The sequence below is a fragment of the Cupriavidus taiwanensis genome (assembly GCF_900250115.1).
GTDB lineage: Bacteria > Pseudomonadota > Gammaproteobacteria > Burkholderiales > Burkholderiaceae > Cupriavidus > Cupriavidus taiwanensis_B.
In genome coordinates this window covers 924,607-944,911 of the sequence record NZ_LT984804.1, presented here as the reverse complement: position 1 = coordinate 944,911, position 20,305 = coordinate 924,607, and the positions used below count along the sequence as shown (strand labels likewise).

Here is a 20,305-nt window from a genome sequence, read left to right as displayed (position 1 = left end):
CGGGGCGCTTAACCGGCGCAGGGTTCGCGCGCGTCGGCAAAGCCGCCGCCATGGAACACCAGCGGCATGCCCGGCGCCGCGCCATAGGCCACCACTTCCACGACGAACAGCACATGGTCGCCCACGGTGCGCACCGAGCGGTGCCGGCAGATGAAATAGGCCAGCGTGCCGTCGATCAGCACCGTGCCGCACGGCCCGGCACGATGGGCGATGCCGGCGAAGCGGTCGTCGGCGCGCGCGGCAAAGCGCCGGCACACTTCCAGCTGGCCGCTGCCCAGCACGTTGATCGCGTGGCAGGGCGCGGCGCGCAACACCGGCAGGCTGCCTGAGCTTCGCGCCAGGCACCACAGCAGCAACGGCGGCGCGAGCGACACGGACGCGAACGCATTGATCGTCACGCCGACCGGGCGGCCGTCGGCGCCGGCGGCCGTGACCACGGTCACGCCAGTGGCAAACTGCCCGAGCGCATCGCGCAGGGCGCGGCGCGCCGTGCCATCGTGGCCGATGGCGCAGGCGTCCTCGCCCTGGCCGCTGTCATTGCAGGCCTCGGTGTCGTAGGAGAGCTGGGCCAGGGCGGACATCATTGCGCTGCCGTGCGCACCTCGCCGGTCGGCGCATCGATATCCAGCCCCAGCGCCATGCGTCCGGCGTACTCCTGCTGGGCCCCGGCCTGCAGCGGATGGAAGCGCGCGCCCTGCGCATCGCGGAAGCGCCGCTCCAGCCCGGCATCGCGATAGAAGCCCGCGCCGCCGGCCAGGTCCATCGCCGCTTCGACCGTCGCCAGCACCGCACGCGCCGCCAGCGTGCGGGCGCTCATGATGCGGTTGGTGGTGATCGCGCCGGGCGCCTGGCCGGCCGCGGCGGCAAACATCGCATCGAGCGCCAGCCGCGCCGCCTCTGCTTCGTTGCACAGCCGTCCCGCCGCCTCGACCGCATGCGCATTCAGGCGCCGCTGGCGGGCCAGCTGCAGCGCGATCTCGCGCGCGGCCTCGGCGATGCCGACGTAGACGGCGTAGATCAGCGGCAACGCGATCATCGCCACCGTATGCATCATCGGATGCCATACGCCTTGCGGGCGGCGCGCGGCCACCGCGGTGTCGGGCACCAGCACGCCTTCCAGCATGACATCGTGCGAGCCGGTGCCGCGCATGCCCAGCGTGTGCCAGTTCGACAGCACGCGCACGCCCGGCGTCTTCATCGGCAGCGCGAAATGCAGCACGGTGGGGCCGGCCTCCGGGTCGTCATAGACCGCGCAGGTCATGAACAGGTCCGCCACCGGCGCACCGCTGGCGAAGATCTTGCGGCCGTCGACGCGATAGCCACCGTCGACGCGCGTGGCCTTGCCACTGCCCTGCAGCCAGTCGGAGCCGCCGCTGCCGAGCAGCACCAGCTGCTCGGCGCCGACGCGCCGGAGCAGGCTCTCCACCGGTGCTTGCTGATTGCGCCAGCGCCATGCGGCCGTGGCCACCGGATGCGTATGCATGGCAAAGGCCAGCGCGGTCGAGCCGCAGTACTTGCCCAGTTCGCGCAGCACCGCGCCCAGTTCCTGGTGCGACAGCCCGGCGCCGCCCAGCTCCTGCGGCACAGCCGCGGCAAAGAAGCGGTGCGCGCGCAGGTCGTCATAGTTGGCGCTGACGAACTGCTCGCTCGCGTCGATCTCGGGCGCGCGGCCATCAAAGGTGCGGCCCAGCGTGGCGGCAAGGCCGATCCAGTCGGCCTGCGCGCCGGCGCTGGCATCCGCTGCGGAAAGGGTTTCCATGGTGTTGTCTCCGTCCAGTCAGGTGGCGTGTGCCGCGCCGTTGTACGGCCACGGGCACGGTGCTAGTATCGGAGCCCGGTCCCCTCGCCCGTATGATCGGGCGTCCGGCTTTCTTGCGCGAAACCCCGGATCTGGAGGAATGTGGCCATGGATGCCTTGTCCGACCTCCTGCGCGCCGTGCAACTGAGCGGCGCCGTGTTCCTGAACGGCGAATTCAAATCACCGTGGTGCCTGATCAGCGAAGCCGATGCCGAGTTGCGCGCCGCGTTCCTGCCGCGCGCCGACCGCGTGGTCTCGTATCACCTGATCACCGAAGGCATCTGCTGGGCGCGCCTGGTCGACGACACCGGTCCCGGGGTGCGCGTGGAAGCCGGCGAACTGCTGGTGGTACCGCAGGGCGAGCCGCATGTGCTCGGCAGCGACCTCCATCTGCAGCCCTTGCCTTCGGCGCCACTGGTGTATGACCTGCTGCGCAACAGTCCCGGCGAAGTCATGCGGGTCTCGTACGGCGGCGGCGGCGAACACACGCGCATGGTCTGCGGCTTTCTCGGCTTCGACGACACCATGGGCAATCCGCTGCTGACATCGCTGCCGCGGCTGTTCAAGGTAGCCCTGGGCGCCGGGCTCGAATCCGCGTGGCTGGCCTCGGCACTGGCCTTCGCCACCTCGGAGGCGGCCGAGCCGCGCGCCGGCAGCGCCACCGTGCTGGCCAAGCTGTCGGAACTGCTCTTCGTGCAGGCGGTGCGCCGCTGCATCGACACCTTGCCGGCCAACGAAAGCGGCTGGCTGGCAGCGCTGCGCGACCGCTACGTGGCGCGTGCGCTGTCGCGCATGCATGCGCGGCCGGGCCATCCGTGGACCGTCGACGAACTGGCCGGAAACGTGGGCCTGTCGCGCTCGGCTCTGGCGCAGCGCTTCACCGACCTGCTCGGGCAGCCGCCGATGCAATACCTCGCTCACTGGCGCCTGCGCACCGCCGCGGCCGAGCTGCGCAGCGGCAACCGCTCGATCAGCGAGGTCGCCGGCGCGGTCGGCTATGACTCCGAGGCCGCCTTCAGCCGGGCCTTCAAGCGCGAATTCGGACTGCCGCCGGCCAGCTGGCGCCGCAACTGCACCGAAGCGGCGCACGCGTGAACCAGCATGAATGAAAACGGCCCGCGCCTGGGGCACGGGCCGTTGACTGGCCGCGAGGTGGCCGCGAGGTGGCCGCCAGTCGCTTACATCTTCTGCTTGGTGGTCTCCGCCGCGCCCTGCACCTTCTCGCCGCCGCGCTCGATATCCTTGCCGGCACCGGCCATGGTGTTGCAACCCGTGGCCAGCAGCATGCCAGCGAGGGCAAACAGTGCGTATAGCTTTCTCATGATGATCTCCTTGCTTCGTGTGGATGCGGCATGCGCCGCCAAAATGGAAGAGCTCGGAATAGCTTGACCGGGCAGCCTGTTGCCCAACCGGCAATTGGATCGTAGCAATCCGAGGCGCGACGAAAAGTCGGCATTCGTCCTACCGCGATGTCAGCAGAACGCGCGACATGCCGCACTACGGCGGTGCCTGGCCCGGTCTGCCGGCTGGTCCCGAATATGCTTGTAGGACTGCGACCTATAGCCCGCGGCCGCGGGATCCTTTAAAACCCCAATGTCACTGCCAGCCATCACGGAGAACACCATGACGTCACGCAGCATCCACGTGCTTCCCGCCGCGAGCGGCGACTCCGAATACGCCAGCGAGGGGGGATGGGCGCTTACGATCGAGGGCCTGGAAAGCGGCCCCGACGACGCGGCACTGCACTTCCCGACACAGGAAGCCGCCATTGCCGCCGGCTGGATGCGTGCCCGCGAGGACGGCGTGTCGCTGTGCATCCATGGCCGCGACGGCCTGGTGCGTGAACGCAAGATCTACTGCCGCGATGGCCGCGGCAATTCCCGCCTCGGCCGCTAGCGCCACCTCGGCCGGCCCGACGCGGTGCCGGCTGCCGCGCCATCATTGCCTTGCGCGGCCGCTGACACGGCGGGCCGCAACAGTTCATTGCGCCCGGTGCATTGAGTCGCATCAAGGTGCCGCGCATCTTCTGCTGGAAACTCCGGGTCCACCGCCAATACTGGAGTCAGGCCACAGGCCCACGACCAGGACAACCGAGACCCGTCATGTGTTTTCTGCTCCGATACCGTCCGCTGGACATCTATCCCGACCCGCTCGACGCCAGGGTGGCGGAACTGCACGATCTTGCCGCAGACATCCAGGATCGCCACGCCCGCAAGTGGCGGCGGCATGGCTCCATGCTGAGCCCGCATGACGGCGCGCCGCCAAGCTTTCCTACCGGCGACCCCAAAACGCGGCACTGATGCGCCATGCGCGGAGATTGCCCGCTGCAGGAATGTGAACAAGTGTCATATCGGGTTGGCAAGACCATGACCCCTGCTGAAGAATGGTTATCCGCAGGCAAGGGACCCGATCGGCGGGTTCGCTGCCTCACCATTTTTCTGACGCAGCGACATGAATCGAACCACCCGGGAATGCGTGATGGCGTTGATTTCCAGCCTGCGTGCCAATGGGCCCATGCCCCGGCACCGGCTCGCCACCGCCAGCCGCCTGAGCGCCGCCGAACTGACCCGCGCGCTCAAATCCGCCCGCCAGATGGGCGTGGTCGCCTACGAAGGCGAGCCCGACCTCCCGCCCGAGGCCGAAACTCCACTGGCCCTGACCGGCCGCCCGTTGCCGCCGCCACGGCGCGTCGCCCCCGCGCCGCGCGACAATACCCCGCACTTCGAGCCACTGCTGGACGTCTGGGGCATCGCCCGCCCCGCCACGCTGCGGCGCGGACACGCTTCCTGACGCGCTTCGCGCCCTCCGGCGCGCGGGCTCGCGAGTGCCGTTCTTACAAAGGCCGGTAAGGCGCACACGCAAAGGCCGCGCCCGGCGTGGCACCAGCGGGCGCTTGCGCAGGGTACGGAACTTGCGCGGCGCTTCAGGCTATGGCTTCCGCTTCCCCTGAGCGTGCGCAATGAGGCAATACAACCCGCCCGGCACCACGGCGTCTCCGGCGTCCACGGTGCCGCCATCACCGCATGATCCGACCTCCCCGCCCGGCTTCGAGCTCGAGCCCGGGCGCAACTGCTGGCGCGTCGAACCTTGCCGGCGTTTTGCCATGCTGGTCGACGCCGACGCCTATTTCCGCGCGCTGCGCGAGGCGTTGCCGCTGGCCGAGCACACCATCTTCATCCTGGGCTGGGACATCGACAGCCGCATGGAACTCGTTCCCGCCGGCGCGCAGGATGGCCTGCCGCCCGGACTGCGCGACTTTCTGTGCGCGCTGGCCGACCGTCGCCCCAGCCTGCGCATCTACATCCTGAGCTGGGACTACGCCATGGTGATGGCGATGGAGCGCGAATGGCTGCCCTCGGCCAGCGCGCACTGGCAGGCGCACCGGCATCTGTCGTTCCGGCTGGACGGCAATCACCCGCCCGGGGCATCGCACCACCAGAAGGTGGTGGTGCTCGACAACAAGGTCGCTTTCGTCGGCGGGCTGGACCTGACGCTGCGCCGCTGGGACGATAACCAGCACGCGCCCGGCGCGCCGCTGCGCATGGCCGAGGGCCGGCCCTACCCGCCCTTCCATGACGTGCAGTGCGTGCTCGACGGCGACGCGGCCGCGGCGCTCGGCAAGCTGTGCGCGGAACGCTGGCTGCGCGCCAGCGGCAGCCGGCCGCGGCCAGTAGCGGCGACCTCGTCCGATCCGTGGCCGCCGAGCCTGGCGCCCGAGCTGACCGACGTGCGCGTGGGCATCGCCCGCACCATGCCCATGTGCGAGGACGAGCCCGGCGTCAGCGAGGTCCGCATGCTGCTGCGCGATGCCATTGCCTCGGCGCGGCACAGCATCTACATGGAGAACCAGTACTTCAGCTCCGGCGAGATCGCCAAGGCGCTGGCGGCACGGCTGGGGCACGAGGACGGCCCGGATATCGTGCTGGTATCGCGCCGCAACGAGAGCGGGTGGCTCGAGGCCCACAGCATGGGCGTGCTGCGCGCACGCCTGTACCGTCAGCTGCGCGCGGCCGACCGGTTCGATCGCTTCCGCCTGTACTGCCCGACCATTCCCGGCCTGTCGCCCGACTGCGTCAACGTCCACAGCAAGGTCACGGTGATCGACGACGACTTCCTCACCATCGGCTCCGCCAACCTCAGCAACCGTTCGCTGGGGCTGGACACCGAGTGCAATGTCGTGGTGGTGTCGGGCGGCGAGCCGCGCATCCAGGCCGCCATCGCCGCGATGCGCGCGCGGCTGCTGGGCGAACACCTGGAGGTGGCGCCCGAAGCGTTCCAGGCCGAGGTGGCGGCCACGCGCAGCGTGCTTGGCGCGATCCGAAACCTGCAGCGCAGCGACGGCCGCTCGCTGGAAGACTATGTGCCGCCACTGCCCGACGATGTCGATGCCGCGTCACCCGCCGCCAACCTGCTGGACCCGATCGAGCCCATCGACAGCGATCAGGTGCTGGCCGAGTTCGTCAGCCACGAGGCGCGCCCGCGCGTGCTCGGTCGCGTCGGGGCGATGGTGACGCTGGCGCTGCTGATGGCCGGGCTGGCCTTTGCGTGGCGCTATACGCCGCTGCGCGAGTGGGCGGATTTCCGCGCCCTGCTGGGCGCGATCGAGCGCGTCGACCAGATCCCGCTGGCGCCGCTGGCGATGATGGCGGTCTATCTGGCCGGCGCGGTGACGATGCTGCCCGTGACGCTGCTGATCCTGGTCACGGTGGTGGTGTTCGGCCCGCTCTACGGCGCGGTGCTGGCCCTGGGCGGCACCGTGCTGAGCACCGGCGCGGGGTACCTGGCCGGGCGGCTGCTCGGGCGCCAGGCTGTGCGCCGCTTTGGCGGCAGACGGCTGAATCGCGTCAGCCACCAGTTGCGCAAGCACGGCATCGTCGCCATGGTGGTGCTGCGGCTGGTGCCGATCGCACCGTTCGCGCTGGTCAACCTGGTGGTGGGTGCCTCGCGCATCAGCCTGCGCGATTGCCTGATCGGCACCGCGCTGGGGATGTTGCCGGGCATCGTGGTCAGTGCCTTGCTGGTGGACCGGGTCGCCGCGGCGGCGCGCGACCCGGGGTGGTTCACCTTTGCGCTGCTGGCACTGGTGCTGCTCGTGCCGGCCTCGCTGCTGCTGGTGCTGCGCCGGCGCCGGCGCAATGCGGCGCGGCCGCGCGGCGGCCGCCACGACGATCCGCCCGGCCCCGGCTCGCGTGTGTCGCGGCTGGCGCGGATGGCGGGAGAGCGCTCCTGAAGCTCAGCGCTGGCGGCGGTAGGTAGCCTTCACGATCTGCGTCCACTCGCCGTTTTCGCCCTGCATGTATGAAGTCAGTTCGCGGTGGTCGTCGTCGCGGAACGTGATCACGTCGCGGTACTGCACCATGCGGCCGTTGCCCGAGCAGTCCGGCCCTTCGGCGCGCAGCGTCAGCTGCCGGCCGCCCGCGTCGAGGTCGCCTTCGTAGATCCACAGGTGGGTCATCATCGAGCCGATAAAGGTGCCGACAAAGTGCTTGCGCGCCGGGTCGTAGCCCAGCGTCATGACCGTCGAAGCCGGGCCGCAGCCGGGCATGTCGCCCTGGGCCACGCACTGCACCCAGACGTCGCCGATGGCGCTGACCCGCTCCGGGATCTGCCAGGTCTGCACCGGCTGGTCCGGTCCCATCACGGCCTCGCCCTGCGCCATCCAGGTGCCAACCAGACGTTGCAGCCAGCGGTGTTCCTTTTGTGCTTCGATTTGCATTTTCGATCTCCAGTGAGTGGGTAACGGCCGGGTGCGGCGATTGTCGCGAGCATTTGTGGATGCTGTACACATACACTAGCAAATGAAATGGACAGGGTCCACATTTAATTGCAACAGCCGGCGCGGGGGACAGCCGGGTTACTGCGGCAGCCGCAGCTTGGGCACGGCAAAGCGGTTGCCCTGCGCGCGGCGTACGTCGCACTGGACCTTGGCTTCGCGCACGGCGCCGTCCTGGGCCAGGTATTCGACATCTGCCACCACGCTGTAATTGTCCTTGTCGATCTGGCGCGCGGTGGCGGCCACCCACTTGAAGCTGCCGGGATTGGGCAGCGCGGCCTTGACCGCGTGCCGGCAGGCGGCTTCGGGCGCGCCCTCCCGGGCGTGCGGCCGGGATGCATCCTGCTGGGCCGCGGCCAGCGCTGCCGGCGCGCCCGCCGCGCTGGCTGCGGATAACGCCACCGCCAGCGCGGTGGACAGCAAACGTGGGGAAAGCGGCGAAAGCATCCTGGACTCCTGCGACTGTGCGGCACCGGACCGCACCACCCCAGGCGCCGCGCCGATGCAGTTCAGGCCCCGGCGCCTGGGCGAAAGTTCCCTTGCCGCCACAGCCAGCGGCCCTAACGCCGCACGCAGGCCTTGTAGGTGAACTTGTCGCCACGGAACATGAATTCCGAAAACGCCAGCGGCCGGTCGTCGATGTCGTGGGGCGTGAAGCGGATGCGCAGCAGCGGCTCGCCTGGCTCGATCTTCAGCCGGCGCGCGCTCTCCGCGGTGGCTGGGATCGCCGCGCTTTCCGTATGCAGGTACTTGAGGCGATAGCCCAGCCGGCCCTCCACGATCATCAGCGCGTCGTTGTTTTCCAGGTCGTGTTCGAGGATCGCGCGCATCAGCGCTTCGGGCGCCATGGTCACGCCGACCGCCACCGGCGTGCCGGCCACGGACTTGAGCGTGGTCACGCTCAGCAGCTTGCTGCCGGGCGGCACGCGCAGCGCATCGGCGGCGATGGCCGGCGCGGTCACCAGCCGCGTCGACAGCAGCTTGCCGTGCGCTTCCTGGCCACGGGCGCGCATGTAGTCATAAAAGCCGGTCAGCGGTCCCAGGTCTGCCTGCCCGGCGGGGCGGCTGACGAAGCTGCCCTTGCCGTGGACTGTTTCGATCAGCCCCTCCGCCAGCAGCGACGCCAGCGACTGGCGCACGGTGATGCGGCTGACGCCGAACTCCGCCATCAGCTCGGCCTCCGACGGCAGCTTGATGCCCGGTGTCCATTCGTTGTTGACGATGCGCTGGCGCAGCGCGACTTCGATCTGCTTGAAGCGAGGCAGGGAACTTGTTGTCACGAGAGTCGGGGTATTCATGGGGACGGCCCATGCGGGCATCTACTTATCATAACAACGTTGACTCATCATAACATGTTATGACAACATGGGCCGGCATCACCCATGACAAGATCAGTGGCGCCTCCCCTCCCGCAAGGGCCTGCGTGAAGGCGCACGCATACGGAGACAACCGATGCCAGACCTGAGCGCACTGCTGCAACCGCGCACCATCGCCGTGATCGGCGCTTCCACCCAGCCAGACAAGGTAGGCGGCATGCCAGTGCGGCTGCTGAGCGAGCTGGGCTACACCGGACGCATCGTCCCGGTGCACGCGACTGCGAGCGAAGTGCAGGGCCTGGCCGCGCTGCCGACGCTGGACGCGCTGGACGCGCCGGCGGACCTCGCCATCGTGGCGCTGCCGGCCAGTGCCAGCCTGGACGCGATGCGCCAGCTGGCGCGCAACGGCACGCGCGCCGCGGTCTTCTTCACCTCGGGCTTTGCCGAGACCGGCGGCGATGGCATCGCGCTGCAGGCAGAGCTGGCGGCGCTGGCGCAGGCCCATGGCATCACCCTGCTGGGCCCGAACTGCCTGGGCGCGATGAACCTGCGCGAGCGCGTGTTCGCCACCTTCTCGCCGATCCCGCTCGGCGGGCTGCCGCCGGTCGGCGAGGTCGGGCTGGTCAGCCAGAGCGGCGCTTTCGGTGCCTACGCCTTCGCGCTGGCGCGCGAGGCCGCGCTGGGCCTGAGCCACTGGGTCACCACCGGCAACGAAGCCGGCCTGCACGTGGCGGACGTAATCGAATGGCTCGCGCGCGACGACGCCACGCGCGTGATCCTCGCCTACCTGGAAGGCTGCCGCGACGGCACCCGCCTGCGCCGCGCGCTGGCGGCAGCGCGGGCCGCCGGCAAGCCGGTGGTGGTGACCAAGGTCGGCACCACCGCAGCCGGCGCACGTTCCGCGCAATCGCATACTGCCAGCCTGGCGGGCGAAGACGCGGTCTACCAGGCGGTGTTCGACGAGTACGGCGTGTTCCGCGCCGATACGCTGGAGGAATTCTTCCGGCTCGGCTACGTGCTGTCGCGCGGGCGCCGGCCGACGCGGTGGCAGCCTGCGGCGCGGGAGCCGGCCAATGCCGTCACCCCGGTCGCGCTGGTCACCGTCTCCGGCGGCGTCGGCATCATGATGGCCGACCAGGCCGAGGCGCTGGACCTGCCGCTGCCGCCGCTGCCTGAAGCCCCGGCCGCGGCGCTGCGCGGCGCGATTCCGTTCGCCAGCACCGCCAACCCCATCGACGTCACCGGCCAGGTGGTGGCGCAGCCCGAAGTATTGCTTGACGCCATTGCCGCCGCGGCGCAAAGCCCGGACTACGGCAGCGTGGTCGCCTTCCTGGCCGGCGGCGTGGGCTCGCCGCGGATCTGGCCCGGGCTGCAGGAAACCGTCGAGGCGCTGTACCGCGGCGGCAATGCGGCGCCGCTGCTGTTCAGCGGCCTCGCCGACGACGACAAGCGCCGCTGGCTGGAAGCGCGCGGGGCGCTGGTGTTCCGCGAACCGGCGCACGCGGTGCAGGCCGTGGCCGTGCTGGCCCGCGCCGCGGCGCAAGCTGCGGCGGCACAGGCGCCCATCTGCGTATCGGCCGCCGCAGACAGCCTGCCCGTTCCCAAGGTCCCGCCCGGCACCACCGCCTGGTCCGAGTTCGAAGCCATGCAATGGCTGGCCGCGTGCGGCATCCCCACCGCGCCGCACGGGCTGGCGCGCGATGCCGACGAGGCCGCGCGCATCGCCGGGGCCATCGGCTATCCGGTGGCGATCAAGCTGTGCTCGCCCGACATCCTGCACAAGAGCGACGTCGGCGGCGTGGTGCTGAACGTGGCCGACGCGCAGGCGGCACGCGCGGCGTTTGCGCAGGTGCGGGCCGCCGCCGCCAGCCACGGCACGCCCGCGCGCTTCGACGGCGCTCTGGTCGCCGGCATGGTGCGTGGCTGGGGCGAGCTGATGGTGGGTGTGCGGCGCGACCCGGTGTTCGGACTGGTGGCGCTGGCCGGCATCGGCGGCACCGCGGTGGAGATCTTCCGCCAGACCGCGTTCGGCCTGGCGCCGCTGAGCCATGCCCGCGCCCGCGCCATGCTGCGCGCGAGCCGTGCCGAGGCACTGCTGTCGGGCCATCGCGGCCATCCCGCGCTCGATGCCGGGGCCGTGGCCGAGGTGCTGGTGCGCGTCTCGCAGGCCGCGGCGGCGCTGGGGCCGCGGCTGGACACACTCGAAATCAATCCGCTGATCGTCACCGCGCGCGGCGTGGTCGCCGCCGATGCCGTGGTGACCCTGCATGCGGCGGACCCCGACAGCCACACGAACCGACCCACCGAGGAGATCACCCGATGAACCAACCCGCTGCGCCCTTCCTTGCCGGCGCCCCCATCGACACCCCGCAGGAAGCGCTGACCGCCGCGGCAGCACTGCCGCTGGTGCTGGCCACGTATCCGCTGCTTGAAAGCCTGCGCACCTGCCGGCTGCAGACCTCGGTGGCGCAGACCACCGGCTACGGGCGCGCGCCGGTCAACACGCTGTCTGCCAGCACGCAGCCGTGGACCCACCGCGACCGCGACATCGTCACGCCGGCCAATGACCTGCTCTACTTCTGCGCCTGGGTCAACCTGGCCGACGGCCCCGTCACGCTGCACGTGCCCGCGCTGCCGGATGCGCGCCGCTACTACGTGGTGGAACTGCTCGATGCCTGGACCAACAACTTCGAGAACCTGGGCCCGCGCAACGTGCCCGCCGCGGGCGCCGACATCGTGCTGGCCGGCCCGGGCCAGCGCGCCGACGGCGCGCACGTGGTGCATTGCCCCACCTCGCTGGTCTGGCTGCTGGGCCGCGTGCTGGTGAGCGGCGCCGACGACCTGCCGGCCGCCAGCGCCTTCGAGCAGGGCTTCCGCCTGTGCGGCGGCAACGCGCGTCAGCCCGACTGCGTGCGCGACTGGCAGGACCGCGGCGAGCCGGCGCTCGACTTCTTCGCCAACGTCTTCAACGCGCTGCGCGAGTATCCGCCCGAGCCAGCCATCGCGGGCCTGCTGTCGCTGCTGCGCAAGTGCGGCATCCGCGCGGGCGAGCCGGTCGACGTGGGGGCGCTGCGGCCCGCGGTGCAGCAGGGCCTGGTGCGCGCCTGGCGCGAAGGCATGGCGCTGATCGAGGCCAGTACCCGCAGCCATGCCCGCAAGAGCTGGACCTACAGCCTGCAACTGGGCCGCTATGGCGACGACTGGATGCAGCGCGCCGTGACCGCGATGAAAGGCCTGGGGGCACTGCGCGCCGACGAAGCCGTCTATGCCGCCGCCGACTACGATGCCGACGGCGAGCTGCTGCATGGCCGCCACACCTACGCGCTGCGGTTCCCGGCCGGACACCTGCCGCCGGCGCAGGCGTTCTGGTCGGTCTCGCTCTACGGCGCCGACCGCTTCTTCACCGACAACGCGATCGGCCGCTACGCGCTGGGCGACCGCAGCCCGGGGCTGCAATACGACGCCGATGGCGGGCTCACGCTGACGATCTCGCACCAGCCCCCCGCCCGGGCACAGCAGAACTGGCTGCCGGCGCCGGACGCCCCGTTCTACCTGATCCTGCGCCTGTACCACCCCACCGACGGCGTCATCGCCGGCGACTACGTGATCCCGCCGCTGCGGCGCATCGCCTGAAGGAGCGCGCCCATGGCAACCCGGGACATCTCACTGGACACGCTCGCCCGCGACGCGGTGCGCTACACGCTGCCGCTGTACGAAATGGCGCGCATGCGCGCCGCCACCTGCCCGCGCCGCGACAGCGCCGGCGCCTTTGCCGGCGACGGCCCCGATTCCACGCTGCGCTGGATCAACACCGTCACCCATGTGCGCGCGCTGCTCGGTCCGCAGCACCGGCAGGTCGTCACGCCCAACAACGACACGCTTTACACCAACGCCTGGCTCGACCTGTCACGCGGCCCGCTGCTGCTGGACGTGCCGGACTGCCACGGCCGCTACTACGTGCTCGGGCTGCTCGACGCCTATACCAATCCGTTCGGCTACATCGGCACCCGCACCACCGGCACGCAAGGCGGCACCTGGCTGCTGCACGGGCCGGCCTGGCGCGGCGAAGTGCCGGCCGGCGCCACGCCGCTGCCCTGCCCCACCGATGCGGTCTGGATCATCGGCCGCATCCTGGCCGACGGCGAAGCCGACCTGGCCGGTGCGCATGCCTTGCAGGACGGCATCCGCCTGCGCCGGCCCGACGGCACCGCCGCCGCGAGCGTGATCGACGCCGGCATGCTCGCCGGCGAGCGGCCGGCCGATCCCGACCGCTACGCCGCCGTCGTCGGGCGCATGCTGGCCGAGAACCCGCCGCCCGCGGCCGAGGTGGAGCTGGTGCGCAGCTTCGCCGCCGCCGGCATCGGCGGCGCGACGCCGCTGACACCAGCCCAGCGCACCGCGCTGGCAGCCGCGCTGGCGCAGGTCGATGCCGAACTGGCCGCGCCCAGGGCTTCCGCGCTGGGCGGCGGCTGGTCCGTGCCGGTGGAAATCCGCACCTCGTTCGGCTCGCACTACGCGCTGCGCGCCGAGGTGGCGCGCAACTACATCGGCGCGCTGGGCATCGAGGAAGCCATGTACCTGATGGCCGATTGCGATGCCGACGGCCTGCCGCTGGACGGCACGCACCAGTACGAACTGGTGTTCCCCGCGCACGGGCTGCCGCAGGTGGGCGCGTTCTGGTCGCTGACCCTGTACCGCAAGGCGGATTGCATGCTGGCGCAGAATCCGCTGCAGCGCTATTCGCTGGGCGACCGCTCGCCGGGCCTGCGCGCCGCGGCCGATGGCAGCCTGCGCATCGTGCTGGGCGCGCGCGCGCCGGCGCACGCGGCCGATACCGGCAACTGGCTGCCGGCGCCAGCCGAACCGTTCTACGTGGCGTTGCGCCTGTACGTCCCCGGCACGGCGCACCTGCAACGCACCTTCCGCTACCCCGCCATCCGCCGCCTCGAGGAACCATCATGAAACCAACCGTTGCCTTTGCCCGGGCCGTGCTGACTGCCGGCGTGGCCCTGCTGAGCCTGGCCGGCCAGGCGCAGGCACAGGCGTATCCGTCGCGTCCGGTCAAGCTGGTGTCGCCCTACGGCGCCGGCGGCTCCAACGACATCTCGGCGCGCATCCTCGCCGACGCGCTGGGCAGCAAGCTCGGCCAGCACGTGGTGGTCGAGAACAAGCCCGGCGCCGGCACGCGCCTGGCCACCGAGCACGTGGCGCATGCCGCGCCGGACGGCTACACGCTGCTGTGGGCGGCGGCGCCCTTCGCCATCAACACCGCCGCCGGCATCGCCCAGCGCTACGACGTGCACAAGGACTTCGTCGCGGTGGGACCGCGCGTGCTGGGGCCGATCTTCCTGATCGTCAATGCCAGCTCGCCGGCGCGCAGCGTCGCCGACTTCGTGCGCATGGCCAGGGAAAAGCCCGACGGCGTCACGGTGGCCTCGCCCGGCGCCGGCTCGGGCCCGCACCTGACCGCCGAACTGTTCGGTCAGGTCGGCAGGTTCAAGCTGCTGAGCGTCCACTACCGCGGCGACGCCACCGCCTACACCGAACTGCTGGCGGGCCGCGCCGACGCCACGCTGACCGCCATCACCTCGGCGCTGCCCTTTATCAAGGCCGGCAAGCTGCGCGTGCTGGCGGTGGCCTCGGAGCAGCGCACGCCGGTCTATCCCGATGCGCCCACGTTCGCCGAGCAGGGCTATGCGGGCATGGTCGGCTATGGCTGGTTCGGCATGGTGGCGCCAGCCGGCACGCCGCCCGCCATCACCGAGCGGCTGAACCGCGAAGCGTCGGCCGTGCTGGCCGATGCGCAGACCCGCAACAAGCTGCTTGGCCTGGGCCTGGAGCCGCACCCCGAGCGCGGCAGCGCGTTCTCGGCCTTCATCGACCAGGAGATCGGCAAGTGGGGCCAGCTGATCCAGGCGCGCGGCATCAAGCTGGACTAGCGCATCGGCGCACAGCGTGCGCGCCAGGCACACCGTGACATCGCATAAACAGGAGACCACGCCATCATGAAGACCATTGCCCGTTTTTCGCCGTGGCTGCGCGCCGCGCTGCCGCGTGGCGCGCTGCCCTGGCTCGGCGTCGCGGCGCTGGCCGTCGCGCCGGTTGCCGCGCCGGCGCAGGGCGCCTACCCGGCCAAGCCCATCCACCTGATCGTCGCCTATCCGCCGGGCGGCCTCACCGACACCCTGGCGCGCGCCGTCGGCGACGGCCTGTCTCGCCAGCTGGGCAAGACCGTGGTGGTCGAGAACAAGGGCGGCGCCGGCGGCATCATCGGCACCGACTATGTCGCCAAGGCGGCGCCGGATGGCTACACCCTGCTGATGACCATTCCCGGTCCGATCACTTCCAACCTGGCGCTGTACAAGAAGCTGCCCTACGATCCCCGCACCGACCTGCGCGCGGTCTCCGACATTGCCACCGCGCGCACCGTGCTCGCCGTCAACAGCAGCGTGCCGGCCAGGACCGTCGCCGAGCTGCTGGCCTATGCCGGGGCCGCGCCGGGCAAGCTGCGCATGGGCTCATGGGGCGCGGGCACGCAGCCCCATACCATCCAGACTTACTTCGCCAGGCAATACCAGGTCGACATGCTGCACGTGCCCTACCGCGGCGAAGGGCCGATGGTGACCGACCTGCTGGCCGGCCAGGTCAACGTGACGGTGGGCTCGGTGACGGCACTCAAGCAGCATTTCGCCACCGGCAAGCTGCGTCCGCTGGCGGTCACCGGCACCCGGCGCGCGCAGGCGCTGCCGGAGGTGCCGACGTTCACCGAAGCCGGCTACGCCGACGAGCCGTTCCGGCTGACCGGGCCCATCACGCTGATGGCACCAGCGAAGACCCCGCAGGACATCGTCGACCGCCTCGGCCGCGAGACCGCCAGCCTGGTCGCCAGCGCCGACATGCGGCGGCGCATCGCGGACTTGGGCGCGGAGCCGCTCGGCACCACCCCGGCGCAGGCGGAAGCCGCCTACAAGGCCTACCTGCCGGTAGTGCTGAAGCTGACCGCGGATACCGGCGTGACGCTAGACTGACGCCAACTGCTGGCTACGCCACGGTGGCGTAGTCCAGCGTCTTCGGCGTCTTGATGATGACTTCCGGCTGGTCGCCGGCCACAGCCGTATCGGCTGGTCGGCGTTGACCTTGCTGATCACGCCCGCGGGCGTGCCCGAGCGCGCCACGATGGCGAGTGGCCGGTGCGCGACCCGGTGAAGCTGCCGTGATACAGTCGACCGCGTGCGTCAGACGGACGCACCCTTCCCCCGCACGATGAAAACGCTGCTGATCGTCTACCACACCATGACCGGCGGCACGCGCCAGATGGCCGCGGCCGCGGCCGACGCGGCGCGCCGGCAGCCCGGCGTCACGGTGGTGCTCAAGACCGCTGCCGAGGCCGGCCCCGACGATGTGCTGGCCGCCGACGGCTACATGTTCGCCACCCCGGAGAACCTGGCGGCGATCGCGGGCATGATGAAGGACTTCTTCGACCGCTGCTATTACTCCGCGCTGGACCGCATCAACGGCCGGCCCTACGCTGCCATGATCTGCGCGGGCAGCGATGGCCAGAATGCGCTGCGCCAGCTCGAGCGCATCGCCACCGGGTGGCGCCTGAACCGCGTCGCGCCCGGGCTGATCGTGTGCACGCATGCGCAGACGCCCGAGCGCATCCTCGCCCCCAAGCAGATCGAAGCGCCCGAGCTGGCGCGTTGTGCCGAGCTGGGCGAGGGGCTGGCGGCCGGGCTGGGGCTGGGGGTGTTCTGAAGCACGCCCGGCCATCGGCGGCGTGGGCAAGAAACGAGCGGGAACGGGACTTGCACGTCCCACGCATTCCCTTTGCGGCCCCCGCCATGGAAGACCCCGAAATCACCGCTTCAGAAGCCCGGCGCGATCCCCTTGCCGGCACCGCGCGCGGCGTCATGCGCGTGGTCGATGCGCTGACGCAGACCGCGCTGGTGGTCGCCACCGCCACCCTGGCCTGGGCGCTGTGGCGGCGTTCCGATGCCTATGCCTGGTTCGGCGGGCTTGCCCCCGGCACCGCGGTGACGCTGGCGGTGCTGGTCACGCTGGTGGCGCTGCTGGGCGTCTGGATGGGCGTGCGCACCTGGCGGCGCGTCGGCTGATGCGTCGCTAAACCTTACAAGGCCACAGTAAAAACGCCCACCCCAAGGAGATCCGGTGGCTGACACTGCGCATCGCCGTGCCGGCCCCTTTGCGGTGGTGACCGGCGCGTCTTCCGGCATTGGCTACGAACTGGCGCGCTGCTGCGTGCGCCGGGGCTATGACGTGCTGATTGCCGCCGACGAACCGCAGATCGAGATCGCCGCCCGGCAACTGCGCGACGAAGGCACCGAGGGGACAGCGCTGCTGGCGGACCTGTCCACGCCCGACGGCGTCGAGCAGGTCTGCGCAGCGCTGCGCAGCCGCCGCGTCGACGTGCTGGCCGAGCAGCATCGCCGCATGGCGGAGCCGCAGGAGGCGTCGAGGAGCGCCCCGGCAGCGCCGGCGGACAAGCCGCCGGCGCCGTAATTCGGCATCAACCCATGCGCGTGGTGCCGCCGGTGCTGTCGCGGCCCTGGCCCGGACCGCCGCTACCGGTTTCCATGCCGCCGCCATAGCTGCTGGCCGTGGACCCGGTGGCGCTGCCGGAACTGCTGACGCCGCTGACGTGGCCCGGGCCAGGCCCGCCGGATTGCGCGCCGGACTGCGCCCCTTCGGTAATGCCCGCTACGCCGAAGGCGCCCGGCGCGCCCAGGCGCACCGCGTTATGGATCTCCTGCACGCCGAAGACATCGTCGACGATGTCCTCGATGCAGTACTTCTGGCGGCGGTCGCGCACGTTGCCGGTCAGGCGCACCACGCCGCCCTGCACTTCGACCTCGACCTCGCGCACATCGACATGGCGCGCGTGCGCGAGCCGTTCGCAGATGTCCTCGCGGATGCGCTCGTCGCTGCGCTGGTAGCCCTTGGGGCCGGCCCGCTCGCGCCCGCGCGGCATCCCCCGCGACGCGTTGCCGGGGCTGTCGCCCCATTCGTCGCGCACCTCGCTGCCGCGGCGCCAGGCTTCGTCCTCTTCCCATGGCGGGCGCCGGGCGGACGATTCCCAGACCCGCTGCGCCGGGCTGGAGCCGCCGCCGTAGTAGCCCGACTCGCGCACGTCGCTGTCGTGCCGCTGGCGGCCCTCATAGCGGCCTTCGCCGTAGTCGCGCGCCGGACCGCCGCGCTGGCCATAGCGCCCCTCGCCGTAGCCGCGCGGGTCGTCGCCGCGATTGCGGGGGGATTCATCGGCGTCGCGGTCCTCGCGCCGCCAGGAGCCGCCGCCTTCATTTCGGAACGGATGCATCGTTGTCTCCAAGGGTTGAGCTTCCGGCGCGGCCCCCGGGCCGCGCAGTCAGTCACCGGGGCGCAAGTTCCATACCATTGGCCGGCACGGAGGCCGGCACACATGCCGCGCGCCCGGCACCAAAGCAAAGGCGGGCGCCACCGGTAAAGGGGGCCCGCCGTTGTCACGCAACCGGGTTGCCGCGTCAGGCGGCCAGGGGAGCGAGCCCGCGCGGGGCATCGTCCTCGTCTTCGTGCACGATCAGCACCACCCCGCGCCGCTTGGCCGCGGCCATGCCGATGTTGACGGCGACGTCGCGGTCGTCGCATTGGACCAGGCCCTTGCGCGCGCTTTCGACCGTCAGTTCCCAGCCCTGCGCGGTCTGCCTGATCAGGAAGTTTGCAGCCATGGGTTGCTCCCTGTCATTGGTGTTCTTGCAGCGTAGCCCATGGGCGGCACCGTTAAATCGGCGTCTGTCCGATAGCGTGCGGGCGCTTCTCCTACAGCCCGGCGTGCTGGCGCGCCGGGCACCGACAAATTGCGCCAACAACGGACCCGGGCAAATTGATGCCGTCGATCGTGGAATTGCGATTGTTGACAAGAATCACGGATATAAGCGGGCTACGATCGAAGAATCGTCCTCCATCACGCCAGGCCGGACGCGCGCAGGCGGACAGCGCCGCACCGTGACAGTCCCCGCGGGAGGAGACCATGGACACACACCCTGTCGCCGCCGTCGGCGGCCCAGCTGCGGCAACGTCCCGCCCGTTGCCCGCACCGGCCCGCAAGAGCGTGCTGCACGACATGGAGCAAACCCGGCTCGCGATCGAGATGATCGGCATGGGCGCGCGCCTGCAAGTGCTGGAAGCGGAAGTGTCGCTGCCGCGCGAGCGGCTGAGCCGCCTGTACAAGGAGCTTTGCGGGGCCTCGCCGCCCAAGGGGATGCTGCCGTTCTCGACCGACTGGTTCCTGGCCTGGCGTCCCAACGCCCATGCCTCGATGCTGCTCGGCGCCTACCGCTTCATGATCCGTGCCGGCCACCTGGACGGCATCCATGCCACCCTGTCCGGCTTCCGCATGTATCGGGAGCATCTGTGCGCGACCGGCGAGGCCGCCCAGCTCAGTTTTACCCGCGCCTGGATGCTGGTCCGGTTCTATGAGCGCGGCATGCTGCGGCTGGCGCGCTGCCGGTGCTGCCGCGGCGAGTTCGTGGTGTGCGCCGACGATGCGCGCCAGCGTTACATCTGCGGCCTGTGCCTGCCGCCGGCGCGCGCGGGCAAGGGCCGCAGGCCCGCCCCCGCCGGCGCATGAAGGCTCGTGCGCCCCGGCGCCATGGTCTGCTGGCGCACAGTCCGGCGACGCGCACCCTTCCATGATGGATGCACCGACCCCGCCGCCGCCGGCGCTCCCGGAGCCTCGCCCATGTTCAAGATCCCCATGCTCGGCAAGATGCTGGGCACACCCGCGCCCCAGACCAGCGGCAAGGACCGCGCCGAGCCGCCGCCGGCGCCGTCCGGCCCCAGCGCGCCGCGCAAAGGCATGCCGGAACAGCTTGCGCAGAACCTCAAGACCCAGGGCGACGCCATGATCCAGTACGGCGCCCGGCTGCTGGTGATGCGCGAAATGCTGTGCGCCATGGCCGTGGCGCTGCCGCCCGATGCGCGCGCCAGCGCCCAGCGGCAGTTCCGGCAGCGCATCGACCAGTTGCTGTCGCTGACCGACGACCACGTGCTGCCGGCCGAATTCCATACGGCGCTGCTGGCCGAGGTCAACTATTACCTCGGCGAGCTGAGGCAACGCTGACGGCAGCGCGCCCGGCGCGGCGCCCGGGCCCATGTTTGCTGCCAGGCCACCTTATCGTCACCATCCTCGCTGTCCTGCGCCGGGCGCTGCGCAGACGGCAGCTGTTGCTGCTTTGATACCGGTCGTAACCGCCATTCCGGGGTCCCGGGGCATCGTGCTACAGTGCGCCCTCGGCACAAAGCTGCGAAGCGGCGTATAGCACACCCCAGTCAGCCTGACCGGGCCGCAGGGGGCCCTGGCGTTCCGCCCCGGCTTTGTCATCCCGACGCGCACACGGTGCGCAGCAGGCGCCGGCGTGTGCC

At 70.8% G+C, this 20,305-nt stretch carries 23 protein-coding genes; 15 read left to right on the top strand and 8 right to left on the bottom strand.

What is annotated here, in order from left to right; translation table 11 throughout:
- Positions 1 to 8: 8 nt before the first annotated feature.
- Positions 9 to 584 (bottom strand): flavin reductase family protein, encoded by a 576-nt coding sequence (locus CBM2586_RS21120; RefSeq protein WP_115665082.1) that lies wholly within the window; start codon positions 582 to 584, stop codon positions 9 to 11.
- Complete coding sequence (locus tag CBM2586_RS21115) at positions 581 to 1,759, bottom strand: acyl-CoA dehydrogenase family protein (RefSeq protein ID WP_115689599.1); 1,179 nt, start codon at positions 1,757 to 1,759, stop codon at positions 581 to 583. The genes CBM2586_RS21120 and CBM2586_RS21115 overlap by 4 nt, the downstream gene beginning before the upstream one ends.
- 147 nt (positions 1,760 to 1,906) lie before the next feature.
- On the opposite strand from CBM2586_RS21115, the gene CBM2586_RS21110 reads away from it, so the two are divergent.
- Positions 1,907 to 2,893, top strand: coding sequence for an AraC family transcriptional regulator (locus CBM2586_RS21110; RefSeq protein ID WP_115689597.1), 987 nt, complete (start codon positions 1,907 to 1,909; stop codon positions 2,891 to 2,893).
- An 83-nt stretch (positions 2,894 to 2,976) separates the two neighbouring features.
- On the opposite strand, the gene CBM2586_RS21105 is transcribed toward CBM2586_RS21110, so the two are convergent.
- Positions 2,977 to 3,120, bottom strand: a complete 144-nt coding sequence (locus tag CBM2586_RS21105; RefSeq protein ID WP_115689595.1) for an entericidin A/B family lipoprotein — start codon at positions 3,118 to 3,120, stop codon at positions 2,977 to 2,979.
- 301 nt (positions 3,121 to 3,421) lie between these two features.
- On the opposite strand from CBM2586_RS21105, the gene CBM2586_RS21100 reads away from it, so the two are divergent.
- The 4 genes from CBM2586_RS21100 (at position 3,422) to CBM2586_RS21085 (ending at position 7,028) form a co-directional block, all read left to right on the top strand.
- A complete protein-coding gene (locus tag CBM2586_RS21100; RefSeq protein WP_115665085.1) occupies positions 3,422 to 3,694 on the top strand; it encodes a DUF2188 domain-containing protein in 273 nt (90 codons plus the stop codon).
- Positions 3,695 to 3,900: 206 nt separating this feature from the next.
- A complete protein-coding gene (locus CBM2586_RS21095; protein WP_115665086.1) occupies positions 3,901 to 4,098 on the top strand; it encodes a hypothetical protein in 198 nt (65 codons plus the stop codon).
- A gap of 151 nt (positions 4,099 to 4,249) precedes the next feature.
- Positions 4,250 to 4,588: a hypothetical protein gene (locus tag CBM2586_RS21090; RefSeq protein WP_373424253.1), complete on the top strand. Its 339-nt coding sequence runs from the start codon at positions 4,250 to 4,252 to the stop codon at positions 4,586 to 4,588.
- 169 nt (positions 4,589 to 4,757) lie between these two features.
- Positions 4,758 to 7,028, top strand: coding sequence for a VTT domain-containing protein (locus CBM2586_RS21085; RefSeq protein ID WP_115689593.1), 2,271 nt, complete (start codon positions 4,758 to 4,760; stop codon positions 7,026 to 7,028).
- 3 nt (positions 7,029 to 7,031) lie between these two features.
- Here CBM2586_RS21085 and CBM2586_RS21080 read toward each other — a convergent pair whose 3' ends face one another.
- The 3 genes from CBM2586_RS21080 to CBM2586_RS21070 all read right to left on the bottom strand — a co-directional run bounded on the left by CBM2586_RS21080 (position 7,032) and on the right by CBM2586_RS21070 (position 8,869).
- Positions 7,032 to 7,514 (bottom strand): DUF1579 domain-containing protein, encoded by a 483-nt coding sequence (locus CBM2586_RS21080; RefSeq protein ID WP_115689591.1) that lies wholly within the window; start codon positions 7,512 to 7,514, stop codon positions 7,032 to 7,034.
- A gap of 138 nt (positions 7,515 to 7,652) precedes the next feature.
- Positions 7,653 to 8,018 (bottom strand): DUF2880 domain-containing protein, encoded by a 366-nt coding sequence (locus CBM2586_RS21075; protein WP_115665090.1) that lies wholly within the window; start codon positions 8,016 to 8,018, stop codon positions 7,653 to 7,655.
- A gap of 113 nt (positions 8,019 to 8,131) precedes the next feature.
- The gene (locus tag CBM2586_RS21070; protein WP_115689589.1) at positions 8,132 to 8,869 is read right to left on the bottom strand and encodes a GntR family transcriptional regulator; all 738 of its coding nucleotides are present in this window, start codon (positions 8,867 to 8,869) and stop codon (positions 8,132 to 8,134) included.
- A 154-nt stretch (positions 8,870 to 9,023) separates the two neighbouring features.
- On the opposite strand from CBM2586_RS21070, the gene CBM2586_RS21065 reads away from it, so the two are divergent.
- From CBM2586_RS21065 to CBM2586_RS21030, 8 genes are all read left to right on the top strand, one after another.
- Positions 9,024 to 11,210 carry an acetate--CoA ligase family protein gene (locus CBM2586_RS21065; protein ID WP_115689587.1) on the top strand — a complete coding sequence of 729 codons (2,187 nt, stop codon included), beginning with the start codon at positions 9,024 to 9,026 and terminating at the stop codon, positions 11,208 to 11,210.
- Positions 11,207 to 12,520, top strand: coding sequence for a DUF1254 domain-containing protein (locus tag CBM2586_RS21060; RefSeq protein WP_115689585.1), 1,314 nt, complete (start codon positions 11,207 to 11,209; stop codon positions 12,518 to 12,520). The genes CBM2586_RS21065 and CBM2586_RS21060 overlap by 4 nt, the downstream gene beginning before the upstream one ends.
- Positions 12,521 to 12,532: 12 nt before the next feature.
- Positions 12,533 to 13,849 carry a DUF1254 domain-containing protein gene (locus tag CBM2586_RS21055; protein WP_115689583.1) on the top strand — a complete coding sequence of 439 codons (1,317 nt, stop codon included), beginning with the start codon at positions 12,533 to 12,535 and terminating at the stop codon, positions 13,847 to 13,849.
- Positions 13,846 to 14,826 carry a Bug family tripartite tricarboxylate transporter substrate binding protein gene (locus tag CBM2586_RS21050; protein ID WP_115689581.1) on the top strand — a complete coding sequence of 327 codons (981 nt, stop codon included), beginning with the start codon at positions 13,846 to 13,848 and terminating at the stop codon, positions 14,824 to 14,826. The genes CBM2586_RS21055 and CBM2586_RS21050 overlap by 4 nt, the downstream gene beginning before the upstream one ends.
- A 66-nt stretch (positions 14,827 to 14,892) precedes the next feature.
- The gene (locus CBM2586_RS21045; protein ID WP_115689580.1) at positions 14,893 to 15,915 is read left to right on the top strand and encodes a Bug family tripartite tricarboxylate transporter substrate binding protein; all 1,023 of its coding nucleotides are present in this window, start codon (positions 14,893 to 14,895) and stop codon (positions 15,913 to 15,915) included.
- A 235-nt stretch (positions 15,916 to 16,150) separates the two neighbouring features.
- Positions 16,151 to 16,642: a flavodoxin family protein gene (locus tag CBM2586_RS21040; RefSeq protein WP_115689578.1), complete on the top strand. Its 492-nt coding sequence runs from the start codon at positions 16,151 to 16,153 to the stop codon at positions 16,640 to 16,642.
- Positions 16,643 to 16,728: 86 nt separating this feature from the next.
- Positions 16,729 to 17,001, top strand: a complete 273-nt coding sequence (locus CBM2586_RS21035) for a hypothetical protein (RefSeq protein WP_115665098.1) — start codon at positions 16,729 to 16,731, stop codon at positions 16,999 to 17,001.
- A 55-nt stretch (positions 17,002 to 17,056) separates the two neighbouring features.
- On the top strand, positions 17,057 to 17,407 hold the full coding sequence (locus CBM2586_RS21030) for an SDR family NAD(P)-dependent oxidoreductase (RefSeq protein WP_240987984.1): 351 nt from the start codon (positions 17,057 to 17,059) through the stop codon (positions 17,405 to 17,407).
- A gap of 7 nt (positions 17,408 to 17,414) precedes the next feature.
- Here CBM2586_RS21030 and CBM2586_RS21025 read toward each other — a convergent pair whose 3' ends face one another.
- Together CBM2586_RS21025 and CBM2586_RS21020 are read right to left on the bottom strand one after the other, a co-directional pair.
- Positions 17,415 to 18,221 carry a BON domain-containing protein gene (locus CBM2586_RS21025; RefSeq protein ID WP_115689576.1) on the bottom strand — a complete coding sequence of 269 codons (807 nt, stop codon included), beginning with the start codon at positions 18,219 to 18,221 and terminating at the stop codon, positions 17,415 to 17,417.
- Positions 18,222 to 18,405: 184 nt separating this feature from the next.
- Positions 18,406 to 18,609: a hypothetical protein gene (locus CBM2586_RS21020; RefSeq protein WP_115665100.1), complete on the bottom strand. Its 204-nt coding sequence runs from the start codon at positions 18,607 to 18,609 to the stop codon at positions 18,406 to 18,408.
- 302 nt (positions 18,610 to 18,911) lie between these two features.
- On the opposite strand from CBM2586_RS21020, the gene flhC reads away from it, so the two are divergent.
- Together flhC and CBM2586_RS21010 are read left to right on the top strand one after the other, a co-directional pair.
- Positions 18,912 to 19,511, top strand: a complete 600-nt coding sequence (flhC, locus tag CBM2586_RS21015) for a flagellar transcriptional regulator FlhC (RefSeq protein ID WP_115665101.1) — start codon at positions 18,912 to 18,914, stop codon at positions 19,509 to 19,511.
- Positions 19,512 to 19,622: 111 nt separating this feature from the next.
- Positions 19,623 to 20,003, top strand: a complete 381-nt coding sequence (locus CBM2586_RS21010) for a hypothetical protein (protein ID WP_115665102.1) — start codon at positions 19,623 to 19,625, stop codon at positions 20,001 to 20,003.
- Positions 20,004 to 20,305 lie beyond the last annotated feature (302 nt).